General features: G+C 43.9%; 9 protein-coding genes. 8 read left to right on the top strand and 1 reads right to left on the bottom strand.

From position 1 onward, the window contains the following. Nucleotides 1–142: 142 nt before the first annotated feature. From cysD to C6Y39_RS13875, 6 genes are all read left to right on the top strand, one after another. Nucleotides 143–1057 carry a sulfate adenylyltransferase subunit CysD gene (gene cysD, locus C6Y39_RS13900; RefSeq protein WP_014976001.1) on the top strand — a complete coding sequence of 305 codons (915 nt, stop codon included), beginning with the start codon at nucleotides 143–145 and terminating at the stop codon, nucleotides 1055–1057. Further along, nucleotides 1057–1653 carry an adenylyl-sulfate kinase gene (gene cysC, locus C6Y39_RS13895; protein ID WP_105931851.1) on the top strand — a complete coding sequence of 199 codons (597 nt, stop codon included), beginning with the start codon at nucleotides 1057–1059 and terminating at the stop codon, nucleotides 1651–1653. The genes cysD and cysC overlap by 1 nt, the downstream gene beginning before the upstream one ends. Beyond that, nucleotides 1653–2444, top strand: a complete 792-nt coding sequence (gene cysQ / locus C6Y39_RS13890; RefSeq protein WP_105931850.1) for a 3'(2'),5'-bisphosphate nucleotidase CysQ — start codon at nucleotides 1653–1655, stop codon at nucleotides 2442–2444. The genes cysC and cysQ overlap by 1 nt, the downstream gene beginning before the upstream one ends. Before the next feature lies 1 nt (nucleotide 2445). Continuing rightward, complete coding sequence (gene cysN / locus C6Y39_RS13885; protein WP_105931849.1) at nucleotides 2446–3861, top strand: sulfate adenylyltransferase subunit CysN; 1416 nt, start codon at nucleotides 2446–2448, stop codon at nucleotides 3859–3861. Nucleotides 3862–3877: 16 nt separating this feature from the next. Then, nucleotides 3878–5602 (top strand): SLC13 family permease, encoded by a 1725-nt coding sequence (locus C6Y39_RS13880; RefSeq protein ID WP_105931848.1) that lies wholly within the window; start codon nucleotides 3878–3880, stop codon nucleotides 5600–5602. 367 nt (nucleotides 5603–5969) lie between these two features. Next, a complete protein-coding gene (locus C6Y39_RS13875; protein ID WP_105931847.1) occupies nucleotides 5970–6674 on the top strand; it encodes a YIP1 family protein in 705 nt (234 codons plus the stop codon). A gap of 171 nt (nucleotides 6675–6845) precedes the next feature. Here the strand turns inward: C6Y39_RS13875 and C6Y39_RS13870 are convergent, their stop codons facing one another. Continuing rightward, complete coding sequence (locus C6Y39_RS13870) at nucleotides 6846–7763, bottom strand: DUF3025 domain-containing protein (RefSeq protein WP_105931846.1); 918 nt, start codon at nucleotides 7761–7763, stop codon at nucleotides 6846–6848. Nucleotides 7764–7833: 70 nt separating this feature from the next. On the opposite strand from C6Y39_RS13870, the gene C6Y39_RS13865 reads away from it, so the two are divergent. Both C6Y39_RS13865 and asnB read left to right on the top strand, forming a co-directional pair. Then, nucleotides 7834–9501 (top strand): M28 family metallopeptidase, encoded by a 1668-nt coding sequence (locus C6Y39_RS13865; protein ID WP_105931845.1) that lies wholly within the window; start codon nucleotides 7834–7836, stop codon nucleotides 9499–9501. Nucleotides 9502–9887: 386 nt separating this feature from the next. After that, nucleotides 9888–11558 (top strand): asparagine synthase B, encoded by a 1671-nt coding sequence (gene asnB, locus C6Y39_RS13860; protein WP_105931844.1) that lies wholly within the window; start codon nucleotides 9888–9890, stop codon nucleotides 11556–11558. Nucleotides 11559–11580: the final 22 nt, after the last annotated feature.

Below are 11580 nucleotides of genomic sequence, written 5' to 3'. Positions count from 1 at the left end.
CAGTTTTATTTAATGGAATAAGATAGCTATTTTAAATAGCAAAATCGCATACTACTTTTAAAATTAAATATGTTATCGTTCTATGCAGAAAAATAACCCATATATAACTTTTTTGTATATAACATAAAATTCGGACTTCAAAATGACTGCTAGTATCCCGTCTGTAACGCATTTGAAACAACTCGAAGCCGAGAGTATCCAGATTTTCCGTGAGGTTGCTGCTGAGTTTGAAAACCCAGTTATGCTTTACTCTGTAGGAAAAGACTCTTCTGTACTGCTTCACCTTGCACGCAAGGCGTTCGCGCCAGGCAAAATTCCTTTCCCACTATTGCACGTAGATACCACGTGGAAGTTTGGTGAAATGATTAAGTTCCGTGATGAACAAGCGAAGAAACACGGTTTCGATTTGCTTGTTCATATCAATGAAGAAGGTGTTGAAGCTGGCGTTGGCCCATTTAGCCACGGTTCAGCAAAACACACTGACATCATGAAAACCCAAGCACTTAAGCAAGCGCTAAACAAATATAAATTTGATGCTGCATTTGGTGGCGCTCGACGCGACGAAGAAAAATCACGTGCCAAAGAACGTGTTTACTCATTCCGCGACAGCAACCACCGCTGGGACCCAAAAAACCAGCGTCCAGAGCTTTGGAATATTTATAACTCTCAGGTGAACAAAGGCGAAAGCATTCGTGTATTCCCAATGTCTAACTGGACTGAGCTAGATATCTGGCAATACATCTACCTAGAAAACATCGATATTCCACAACTTTACCTTTCTAAGCCTCGCCCTGTCGTTGAGCGCGACGGCATTCTTATTATGGTTGATGACGACCGTATGCCGCTGGAAGAAGGTGAAGTACCAGAGATGCGCTCTGTGCGTTTCCGTACTCTAGGCTGTTACCCACTTACCGGTGCGGTAGAGTCTGAAGCGGCAACCCTACCTGAAGTTATTCAAGAAATGCTGCTTACCAAGACGTCTGAACGTCAGGGCCGAGTTATCGACCATGACAGCGCAGGCTCTATGGAGAAGAAGAAAATGGAAGGGTATTTCTAATGGCCACCGACAACGTTGTTTGGCATAAACACGAAGTAAACAAGACCACCCGCTCTGAAAAGCTTGGTCAAACACCTCGTGTATTTTGGCTAACGGGTTTAAGCGGCTCTGGTAAATCGACTTTAGCAAACTTGCTTGAGAAGAAGCTTCACCAGCAAAACAAACACACTTATCTGCTTGACGGCGACAACGTGCGCCACGGTCTGTGTGGCGATTTAGGTTTCAGCGATAAAGATCGCGTTGAAAACATTCGCCGCATTAGCGAAGTGGCTAAACTGTTTGTTGATGCCGGTACCATTGTTCTTACCGCTTTTATCTCACCTTTCAAAGCCGACCGCGATTACTGCCGCAGCTTAATGGAAGACGGAGAGTTTGTAGAAGTGTTTGTCGATACACCTCTTGAAGTGTGTGAAAAACGCGACCCGAAAGGGCTGTACAAAAAAGCGCGTAGCGGTGAAATTAAGGACTTCACTGGTATTGACTCAGCCTATGAAGCACCTGAAGCGCCAGAAGTACACTTAACCTATCAGGATGAACCAGCAGAGCAAACCGCTGAACGTTTGTATGCTTTGCTTCAAGAAAAGGGATTGGTGTAATGACACAACCTTTAAATAGTCTTGCACAAAAAGTGCTAGCTATCGCCAAAGAAGCCGGCGATAAGATAATGGCGATTTATGAGAAAGACTTCGCCATTTATGAAAAGCAGGATACCAGCCCGCTAACAGAAGCTGACCTTGCCGCACATAACGTAATCGTTAACGCCCTTGAAGCTGAATCTGACCTACCGATTCTTTCTGAAGAGTCAGCAGATATTTCATGGGAAGAGCGTAAATCGTGGTCGTCATACTGGCTGGTAGACCCGCTAGACGGCACTAAAGAGTTTATTAAGAAAAACGGTGAGTTTACGGTAAATATTGCACTTATCGAAAACGGTAAACCGACTATGGGTGTGGTTTACGCGCCAGCACTTAACAAAAGCTATGTAGGTATTGTTGGTGAAGGTGCATGGACCGAAATGAATGGCGAATTTACGGCTATTTCTGCGCGCAAGCACGATGGTGTAGAAGTGTGGAAAGTGGTAGGTAGTCGTTCTCACCAAAGCCCTGAAATTCAGAATTTATTGGCGCAGCTTGAAGGTGAAACCGAGCTTGTGGCGATGGGCAGCTCACTGAAGCTTTGCTTGGTGGCTGAGGGCGAAGCACATCTTTACCCTCGTTTAGGCCCAACATCTGAATGGGATACAGGTGCAGCGCACGCCGTCGCATTAGCGGCAGGTGCAAACGTAACCGTACTTGACCCTGAAAATCCATTAGATGACAACGCTGACGCTCTTACGTACAACCAAAAAGAGTCTGTGTTAAACCCCTTTTTCCTTGTGAGCGCATAACATGAACAATGAAAACGAATTATTAAGACAGGATATTCTGTCTTACCTAGAACAACACGAAAAGAAAGACATGCTACGTTTCCTTACTTGCGGTAGCGTAGACGATGGCAAAAGTACCCTTATCGGTCGCTTACTTCACGATTCAAAAATGATTTATGAAGACCAACTTGCCGCTATCACTAAAGACAGCAAAAAAGTGGGCACTACGGGCGAGAAAGTTGACCTTGCCCTTCTTGTAGACGGTCTTCAGTCTGAGCGTGAGCAAGGGATTACTATCGACGTAGCATACCGCTACTTCTCTACTGACAAGCGTAAGTTTATTATCGCTGATACTCCGGGGCACGAGCAGTACACTCGTAACATGGTAACCGGTGCGTCAACGTGCGACCTTGCTATTATTCTTGTTGATGCTCGCGGCGGCGTTAAGGTTCAAACGAAACGTCACTCGTTCCTGGTTTCTCTTCTAGGTATCAAACACGTTATTGTTGCTATCAACAAAATGGACTTGATGGACTATTCAGAAGAAGTGTACAAACAAATACAGGAAGACTACCTGAAGTTTGCTGAACAGCTTGATATTCCTGATATTCAGTTCGTTCCTATTTCTGCCCTTGAAGGCGACAACGTAGTGGGTAAAAGCGAACATACTCCATGGTTTGACGGCACCCCATTAATGGAAATGTTGGAAAACATCGAAATTGGTGAAGACGACAACCACGATGATTTCCGCTTCCCTGTCCAGTACGTTAACCGCCCTAACTTAGACTTCCGTGGCTTTGCAGGTACCGTTGTGTCTGGCCAAGTTGCACCCGGTGATGAAGTGACGGCACTACCTTCTGGCAAGAAATCAAAGGTGAAGCAGATTGTGACCTTTGAAGGCGACCAAGAACGCGCTTACGTACCTCAAGCGGTTACGCTAACGCTAGAAGATGAAATTGACATCTCTCGTGGCGATATGATTGTAAAATCAGATAACTTGCCATTGCTAAACACGCAATTTAAATCACACCTTGTGTGGATGTCTGAAGAGCCACTAATGCCAAACAAGCAATACTTGTTTAAGTTTGCGACCAAATCTACACCAGGCGTTGTAGCTCATATCGATAATCAAATTGATGTGAACACGTTGGAAGAAACGGATGCTATGCACCTTAATCTCAATGAGATTGGCGTGGTGGATTTGAAATTTACCCAGCCGGTAGCTTGTGACCCGTATAAGCGCAACCGCCCTACCGGCTCATTCATCGTTATTGATCGTCTGACCAATGGTACAGTGGGTGCAGGTATGATCATCGACGAAATAGCCGGTGATGCACAGCATACCTCGCCTAACTTCTCTGAGTTTGAGCTTGAATTCAATGCCTTAGTACGTAAGCACTTCCCGCATTGGAACTCTGTGGATATCAGTAAACTATAAGCAGGACTGGAACAATATGGATGTGACCCAGTTCATCGTACTGGCAATTTTTGCCAGTACGATATGTGCGCTGATTTTTACCAGTCAGCGCCCTTCTACTGTATTTTCAGGTGCAGTATTAGCTTTACTGGTTACCCAGCAGTTATCTCTTGATGACATCTTGCTAAACTTAACAAACAAGGGCCTAATCACCCTTGTTTTGTTGCTTTTAGTAAGTAGCGCCATAGATAAAACCGCGCTGATAAAACGCCTTGGTAGAAAACTAGTAAGTGCTAATTTTACGCAATCCTACTGGCGGCTATTTTCACTAACCTTTATATCCTCTGCACTGCTTAATAATACGGCAATTGTGGCTAGCCTTATTGGCCCTGTGAAACAGAACCAGTATCACCCTGCTTCCCGATTACTCATACCGCTATCATATGCGGCTATTTTAGGCGGTACGGTTACTTTAATCGGTACCTCTACCAACCTAATCGTCGATAGCTTTTTACAAGAACACGGGCATCCGGGCTTTAACTTTTTTGACTTTACACTTTATGGCACCGTAGCGGGCCTGAGCTGTGGTCTACTTATGTTTTTGTTGCTTCCATTGCTGCCTCATATTGGCAATAAAAGTAATAATTATCACGAGTACATGGTTGAAGCCGAAGTTGAGCCTGGTTCAGAGCTAATTGGCAAAACCGTCGAGCGGAACCACTTGCGTAACCTGCCAGAGCTTTTTTTGGTAGAAGTGGTTCGCAATGGCAATCTGATATCTCCGGTTGGCCCTGACTTAGTTATTCTTGAAAACGACAAGCTGATTTTTTCTGGCAATGTTCAAAAGCTTGAAAACCTTAGCCATATTAAAGGTTTGAGCATGTTTGCAGAGACCGATGGTGTGCTGCGCGAGAGCTTAACCGAAGTAGTAGTGGCCAATCGCGCTCAGGTAATTGGTCAAACGATCAAAAAACTTGGTTTTAGAGCGCTATTTGATGCCGCCGTTGTAGCCATACGACGTGATGGTGAGCAGCTTTCAGGCAAACTTGGAGAAATAAAACTTCAAGCGGGTGACTTCTTACTTTTAGCTACGGGCCCAGACTTTGCCACTCGTCAAAATTTGAATAAAAACTTTTTTATTTTGTCAGAGCAAAAAATTGCCCGCCCATTAACGAACAAGCAAGAATGGATTACCCTTGGCGGCTTCCTGACCACAGTTTTACTTGCTGCTGCAGACATCATTTCGCTGGCTATTGGCCTGTTGTTTTTAGCAGCTACGCTGATTGGTGTAAAAGTAACGTCAAACGGTGAAATGAAGCGAAACTTACCTTTAAATTTGATCGTTGTAATTGTTGGTGCTTTGAGCCTAGCCAGCGCGCTTGAAAATTCAGGTGTCATCAACACGACCACGGAAGCACTAATGCCGGTGTTGTCGGGTACCGACTGGTTCGTAGCATTGATAGTCATTTATTTACTTACCTTGGTTTTAACTGAGTTTGTTACTAACAATGCGGCTGCGGCGTTAATGTTCCCGTTCGCCTACGGTTTAGTTCAGATTATCGGTGCGCCATTAATGCCATTTGCGCTGGCGGTAGCTTTTGCGGCAAGCGCCAGTTTCATCTCGCCGTTTGGCTATCAAACCAACTTGCTTGTTTATAATGCCGCGAATTATAAGTTTTCACACTTTATAAAAATTGGGCTGCCTATTTCACTTCTGTATAGCGCTATTGTGCTTACACTTTTGAATGCGACTTATTTATAACATTAAGTAATATATTTAATATAAAGGGAAGCATTGTGAAGTGCCCCCAGTAATTGGATTGTCCAACTATTGGTAGGTCACTTCATTGCTTCTCTTTTTGCTATCTGTTGAATTCACAATTTCACACTTTGGTGAATGAGCTACATTCATTTTCTCTTACAAATAAATACCGTTTATCAAAACCTTGTGCTGTACAACACACCTAGCCGTTAGTAATCTGTAATACCAGTCCGCATAGATAATGAAGGACTCAGCGAGAGTTAAAATGTTCGTAATCGCGGCGTGTTAACAAGCAATCAAGCAGAACTAACCGTTGCTTTAAACAGCACCCGAATCAAAAATTAAAACGAAGAAAAAGGAGCAAGGGATGCACAACGTATCGAACCCTTTCCAAGCGTGTAATGATATATTCTTCAAGCCAAATGGCGTGTTCAAGGCCATAGGTGAAAACAATAACTGGAGTTGGATGCCTTTTATATTGGTCACCGCTATCACGCTGGTATCTCAATATTTATATGTAAACTTTGTAGATATTGATTGGTTCGCACAGATGAATATTGCTGCTCAAGGCGATATGAGCCCTGCAGAAGAAGAGCAAATGAAAGCCTTTTTCACTAGAGACGCCTTACTTTGGTCATCGATAATCGGCGCCTTTTTTGTTCCAATCATTGTAAATGCGGTATACGCGGTTTACGTAAATTTGATGACTCGCTCGGATGATAGCCATGTTTTCGGCTTTACGGACTGGTACGGTTTTGCGTGGTGGCTTTCTATGCCTTATGTACTCACTGGCTTGGTTGGCGTAGCACTGCTGCTATTCACTGGCGATCACCAAGTTGCACCAACGATATTATCACCTACATCTCTTGGCTTTTTAGCGAGTATTCCCATGGATTCCCCGTGGTATGCTTTCGGCCAAGCACTAAGGCTAGAGCTTTTTTGGGGAATTTATTTAGCGACTGTCGGCATCACTCAGTGGACGTCTTTTTCTGTTAAGAAAGCGGCATTAATTGCAAGCGCACCGTATGTGGTTATTTACGGCATTTGGTTGATTGCTTTAGCGCTATTCTAAGAAAACACACTTTATAGCCCGCTTCCATTTGGCTATTAGTTGGCGCTGTTTCCGATAAAAACTCGGGCAGCGCTAAGCTCTCGAAAGCAAAGTCTCAAAAACTAAGTCTTAAAAGCCGAGTGTAAAAAAACGCGCAATTCAAAATTGCCAAAGTGTCAGTGCGCAACACGCTTAAGACCACAAGGGTAGCTGAATAGTCGGCTTACTTCCCTCACGTAGCGGTCTAAAATAGTCTTTATTCTGATAAAATATTTTATCTTGTTGACTGTGCCACAAAGGTACGCCAAGCAAAGGTAAAGGCTTCAAAAGAGGTGCAGATTGAAAATAATTTAGCGCTTCAATACGCAGTATCAATGCATTGTCTAATACCAAGCGCTGTTGCCATTTACCCAGTTTGCTAAAACCGCAAGGAACCGAAACCGCTAGCCATTTCCCCGTAAGCCCTATAAATGGGTTTAGCATCATTTCCAAATTCGCGTGTCCGAAAATAAATGGCGTGACTTCACTATGCCATCGCTCTCGATGGGTCAAAAAACTTTGTTCCCATTCATGGGCAGAAAGGCTCTGCAAAAAGGCCTCTAACGATTCAACATAATGTTGTCGGCTATCATGCTCCCTTTCAAGACCAACATTGTTTAGTGTAGCTTGCTTTGGTTCTTCTATCGCAAGCACTACACCACATTCATCGAAGTGAGTAATGCGATTGCGGCGAGCCGTTCTTGGGCTCACACCGTGTTCGTTAATATCGCGAATATGCAGCTCATTTAACAGAGACTTGGTTTTAGGGAACTGTAACCAAATAAGTGCATTAAATAAATCGTGCCAGCTTCCCTCCCGAGTTGGTACTACCTTGTCTTCACTAATGATCGTTTCATAGTAACGCTTGTCGTCACATGAGAACTGACTTTGACCTTTAAAAGCAGGTCCTTGCCAGTGCTTATAATGTTGAGCTGTTAACTGGTTCAATAGTTCGGGCGTGGGGAAGTAATTGTTACCTAATAAACCAACTTCTTCTAGAAGTGCTGTAACCGGTTTGCTTGCGTGGCTTATTAGGTAGTCTTTACAGAAGGGTATTGAGTCTGATTGCATATCAACTATTGGTTCGCTCTGGGGTTTTCTCTATACTGAGATCGTATTGTAGAGCAAACAGAGACTAACAATGAAAAAAATGTTTTTGCCATTACTTGTACCTACTCTTTTAGGCGTAAGTGCATGTACACCATCAAGCGACAGCACACCACAAAATCAAACCACCAAAAAGGAAATGCCTGCGGCCTCGAATTTTGACAGTGTTTACAACAATATTTCAGATGCCGATATTCGCGAGCCCCTGAAAGTACTTTCTTCAGACGAATTCGAAGGCCGTTTACCTACAACTGAAGGCGAAAAGAAAACCATCGACTATCTTGTCAGTGAGTTTACTAAAGCAGGCCTCAAACCCGGCAACGGTGATAGCTTTTTACAAAAAGTAGCGTTAATGGAAATTACCGCCGATCCAGACATGACCATGACGATCGGAGACAATAATTTTGTTTATAAAGAGCAAATGGTTGCGTCATCTAAGCGCGAGCAAAGCTCGGTGTCACTTGAAGATTCTGAACTTGTTTTCGTTGGTTATGGCGTTAACGCACCTGAGTACGACTGGAACGACTACGAAGGGCTAGATGTTGAAGGCAAGACAGTGGTAATGCTTATTAATGACCCTGGTTTCGAAAATCCTGAAAGCGGTAAGTTCCAAGGCACCACGATGACCTACTATGGTCGCTGGAGCTACAAATATGAAGAGGCTAGCCGTCAGGGCGCAGCTGGCGCTATTATTATTCACGAAACAGCCCCAGCCTCTTATGGCTGGTCAGTTGTCGCGAATAGCTGGAGTGGCCCGCAGTACGGCCTAGTAAGCGCTGACAAAGGAGCAAGCCGTGTAGCCGTTGAAGGTTGGCTTACGCTTGATGCCGCGAAAAAAGTGTTTGCTGATGCAGGCCTTGATTTCGAAACTGAAAAAGCTAATGCCATGAAAGGTCCATATAGTAAGGCTATGGATATTAAAGCTTCAGTAACGGTAAAAAATACGTTTAAAAAATCAGAAAGCAACAACGTGATTGCCACTCTTCCTGGCGCTGAGTTTCCTAATGAACATATTATCTATACCGCACATTGGGACCATTTAGGTAAAGACGAAAGTAAAGAAGGCGATCAAATTTACAATGGTGCTCACGACAACGCCACGGGAACCGCCGCTATCTTAGCCATGGCAAAAGCCTACTCAAACTTAACGCCAGCACCTAAACGCTCGGTATCTTTTTTGGTGGTAACTGCTGAGGAACAAGGCCTTTTGGGTAGTAAGTTCTATGCGAGTAACCCTGTGATCCCGATTGAAAACACGGTTGCTAACATTAATATGGACGCAATGAACGTTTTGGGTAAAACCAAAAACGTCGCTGTAGTAGGTATGGGTAAGTCAGAAATGGAAGACTACCTTGAAAAAGCCGCTGCAAAACAAGGTCGCTCACTAACACAAGAAGACCGTCCTGAAGCGGGCTACTACTATCGTTCGGATCATTTTAGCTTTGCCAAACAGGGTGTTCCGGCACTTTATGCTGAAGGCGGTAATGAACCGGCAGATGAAGAAACTGCGAAATACAGAAAGCGTATGAATGTTATTGTTACTGGTTGCTATCACCAAGTATGCGACCAATATCGCGACGACTGGGATTTAAGCGGCATAGTGCAAGATACTCAAATGTTATTTGATGTTGGTGTGGGCGTAGCGAATGCTGATGCGTGGCCAAAGTGGAATGAAGCAAGCGAGTTTCAGCGCAAATATTAGTTATATGCACCCTTTACGCATTTTATAAAGCATGATGAAAGGGGCCTTCCATAAGGCTCCTTTTCGTTTATCCCCTCGAATTAACTTCGCTCATCAATCATTCCAATAGCCTATAAAAACCCCAGCATTCTTCATTTCACGATATAAATGTGTCGCATCTAACGGCGTAAATAGGATAAAAATGTTAATAAAACGCTATTTTGAGATAAAAGGAATAAGTATTTCCATTTTCTCATCATAATGTACTTGCAATTTCCTGTCAGACTGGCACATTCAAGGCACGCGATAAAAGAATAAAAACAATCCTTCGCTCACTCGTACGCGAGTACCGACAGAAAAAACTTCAAATTATTTTTTTCAACAAGTGAACAGAGAGAATCCGTTATATGTGTGGTATTTTCGGTATCCTTGATATCAAAACCGATGTGTCTGAACTCAGAACCCAAGCCCTCGATTTATCTAAACTATTGCGCCACCGTGGCCCTGACTGGTCGGGTATCTGGAATAATGACAATACCATTCTTTGTCACGAAAGACTGGCAATTGTCGATGTAGACACGGGTGCGCAGCCTCTTATCAGCCAGAACGATAAGCAAATTCTTGCCGTTAATGGCGAAATTTATAACCATAAACAGTTGGCAGCTGATTTAGATGAGCAATATCCGTTTAAAACACGCTCTGACTGTGAAGTTATTCTTCCCCTTTTCCAACAAAAAGGCGTGGACTTTATTGATGACCTAGAAGGTATGTTTGCTTTTATCCTATATGATGAAGAGCAAGATGCTTACCTCATTGCCCGAGACCATATTGGAATCATTCCCCTTTACACCGGCTACGATGAACACGGTAATTTCTACGTTTCATCTGAAATGAAAGCGCTAGCCGGCGTGTGTAAGACAATTAGTGAATTTCCTCCAGGCCACTACCTCTGGAGTAAAGAAGGTAAAATCACAAAATATTACAAACGCGACTGGATGGAATACGACAACGTAAAAGACAACACGAGCGATTTAGAAGAACTACGCGTTGCTTTTGAAAAAGCCGTAAAGTCTCACATGATGTCGGATGTACCTTACGCGGTGTTGTTATCTGGTGGTTTAGACTCGTCGTTAGTGTCTGCCGTAGCTGCACAATATGTGGCGAAGCGCGTTGAAGACGAAGACAAAACCGATGCATGGTGGCCCCGTCTGCACAGCTTCGCTGTAGGTCTTGAAGGTGCTCCTGATCTTAAAGCGGCTAAGAAAGTGGCGGACATGATTGGTACGGTTCACCATGAAATTCATTTTACGATTCAAGAAGGTTTAGATGCCATCCGTGATGTTATCTTCCATCTAGAAACCTACGATACAACCACCATTCGTGCCGCTACACCTATGTACCTTATGACCCGCAAAATCAAAGCGATGGGCATTAAAATGGTGCTTTCAGGTGAGGGCTCTGACGAAATTTTTGGTGGTTACCTGTATTTCCACAAGGCGCCAAATGCCAAAGAATTCCACGAAGAGACGGTACGTAAGCTAGATCGTCTTCACATGTTTGACTGTGCGCGTGCTAACAAGGCCACTTCTGCATGGGGTGTAGAAGCTCGTGTGCCATTCTTAGACAAGAACTTCATTGACGTAGCTATGCGCTTAAACCCGCAGGATAAAATGTGCCTAGATGGAAAAATGGAGAAGTGGATCCTTCGCAAAGCGTTTGATAACGGCGAGACATTACCTGCAGAAGTATTATGGCGTCAAAAAGAACAGTTTGGTGACGGTGTAGGTTATTCGTGGATTGACTCAATTCGCGACTTCGTAGCAAACGAAGTCACAGATCAACAGCTTGCTACCGCTGAGTTCCGCTTCCCAGTTAACACGCCTGATACTAAAGAAGGCTACTACTACCGCACAATTTTCGAGAGCTATTTCCCTCAAGAAAGTGCAGCGCGCTGCGTACCCGGCGGTAAGTCAATTGCGTGTAGTACGGCAGAGGCACTAGAGTGGGATGAAAGCTTTAAAAACAATGCTGATCCATCAGGTCGTTCAATGAAAGGTGTTCACTCAGGTGAATCGTAACGGCTATTGAACATTTAAAGAA

Source organism: Alteromonas gracilis (assembly GCF_002993325.1).
In the GTDB taxonomy this organism is placed as follows: Bacteria; Pseudomonadota; Gammaproteobacteria; order Enterobacterales; family Alteromonadaceae; genus Alteromonas; species Alteromonas gracilis.
This window is presented reverse-complemented; position numbering and strand designations above follow the sequence as displayed.

Bases quoted from the DNA above. Each gene is read 5' to 3' on its own strand.
- cysD (WP_014976001.1), top strand. From the start codon at position 143: ATGACTGCTAGTATCCCGTCTGTAACGCATTTGAAACAACTCGAAGCC.
- cysC (WP_105931851.1), top strand. From the start codon at position 1,057: ATGGCCACCGACAACGTTGTTTGGCATAAACACGAAGTAAACAAGACC.
- cysQ (WP_105931850.1), top strand. From the start codon at position 1,653: ATGACACAACCTTTAAATAGTCTTGCACAAAAAGTGCTAGCTATCGCC.
- cysN (WP_105931849.1), top strand. From the start codon at position 2,446: ATGAACAATGAAAACGAATTATTAAGACAGGATATTCTGTCTTACCTA.
- C6Y39_RS13880 (WP_105931848.1), top strand. From the start codon at position 3,878: ATGGATGTGACCCAGTTCATCGTACTGGCAATTTTTGCCAGTACGATA.
- C6Y39_RS13875 (WP_105931847.1), top strand. From the start codon at position 5,970: ATGCACAACGTATCGAACCCTTTCCAAGCGTGTAATGATATATTCTTC.
- C6Y39_RS13870 (WP_105931846.1), bottom strand. From the start codon at position 7,763: ATGCAATCAGACTCAATACCCTTCTGTAAAGACTACCTAATAAGCCAC.
- C6Y39_RS13865 (WP_105931845.1), top strand. From the start codon at position 7,834: ATGAAAAAAATGTTTTTGCCATTACTTGTACCTACTCTTTTAGGCGTA.
- asnB (WP_105931844.1), top strand. From the start codon at position 9,888: ATGTGTGGTATTTTCGGTATCCTTGATATCAAAACCGATGTGTCTGAA.